General features: G+C 66.4%; 1 protein-coding gene. It reads left to right on the forward strand.

The window, feature by feature from the left end:
• The first annotated feature begins 114 nt into the window (after window positions 1–114).
• Window positions 115–1,434, forward strand: a complete 1,320-nt coding sequence (locus ACWAUG_RS13535) for an ISL3 family transposase (protein WP_460802826.1) — start codon at window positions 115–117, stop codon at window positions 1,432–1,434.
• Window positions 1,435–1,458 lie beyond the last annotated feature (24 nt).

Raw genomic sequence — 1,458 nt, forward strand, 5'->3', positions numbered from 1 at the left:
GGCTCTTCGGACATTCGGTGGGGGTAAGGCTCGCCGGGTGATGGTCGGCGGGTAGGGGTTGAGGTCCTCGAGGATCAGTAGCGCCAACTGCTGTTCCATCACGAGGACCTCAACGTGTTTCACCATAGTTCGGGGTGCGCTGACGCGCGCTGTGCCACCTGCCCGTGTTCCCGCTGCGACCTTCTATTCGGCCTGGACGGTGTCCACGTTGAGCACGTCGACCGCCTGGACGATCTGCTGATCGTCACCGTCTCGACACCGGCGGCACCGACCGGGTGCTCATCGTGCGGGGTCGTTGCGACCGCGCGTGGACGTCGCTACCGCGTGCTTCACGACGTGCCCGGCGTGACGCGGGTGCGGATCGTGTGGCGGCAACGGGTCTGGCGATGCGGCGACGTGGACTGCGCGAAGAAGACGTTCGTGGAGCAGCTGCCGTCCCTTGTCGCCCAGCGTGGGTCGCTCACCCGGCGTGCGGTCGTCTGGGCGGTCGGGCAGCTGCGTCGAGAGCACGCCACGATCGAAGGACTACGTCGTCAACTCGGGACATCGTGGAAGACGGTGTGGCGGGCTGTCGAGCCCGAGCTGGTCAAGCTGGCTGAGGACGAGTCACGATTCGAGAATGTCACCACGCTCGGTGTCGATGAGCACATCTGGCATCACGTCGACCCCCGCAAGCGGGGACCGAAGGAGCTGACCGGGATGGTCGACCTCAGCCGCGACAGCACCGGAAAGACACGGGCCAGGCTGCTGGACCTCGTGCCTGGCAGATCGGGGAAGGCCTACGCGTCCTGGCTCGCCGACCGTGGCGACACCTTCCGCAAGAACGTGAAGGTGGCAGCGCTCGATCCGTTCGCCGGCTACAAGACCGCAATTGAAGACAAGCTCGAGGACGCCACCGCGGTCTTAGATGCCTTCCACGTCGTCAAGCTGGGTACCGCCGCCGTCGATGAAGTCCGCCGACGTGTTCAGCAAGACACCCTCGGGCATCGCGGACGAAAGGGCGACCCGCTCTACGGGATCCAGACCATCCTCCGCGCCGGAGCCGAGAACCTCACCGACAAGCAGCGCGCCCGCCTGCTCACCGCGATCGAGGCCGATGAAGCGCACGATGAGGTGTTCGTTGCATGGCAGTGCGCCCAGCAGCTGCGCTCCGCCTACCACGCGAAGCACCTCACCGAAGGGCGACGGATCGCCGAGAAGGTCGTCGAGTCGTTCCATACCTGTCCGATCCCCGAGATCGCCCGGCTGGGCCGCACGCTGCGCCGCTGGCGCTCAGCATTCCTGGCCTACTTCACCACCAGCCGGGCGAACAACGGCGGCACCGAAGCAGTGAACGGCATCATCGAACTCCACCGCCGCCTCGCCAGAGGGTTCCGCAACCGCGACAACTACAGGCTCCGCATGCTCCTCGCCGCCGGCGGCCTCACCCCATGACCCCACCGAATGTCCGAAGAGCCC

The sequence above is a fragment of the Microbacterium sp. GXF6406 genome, from assembly GCF_054798215.1.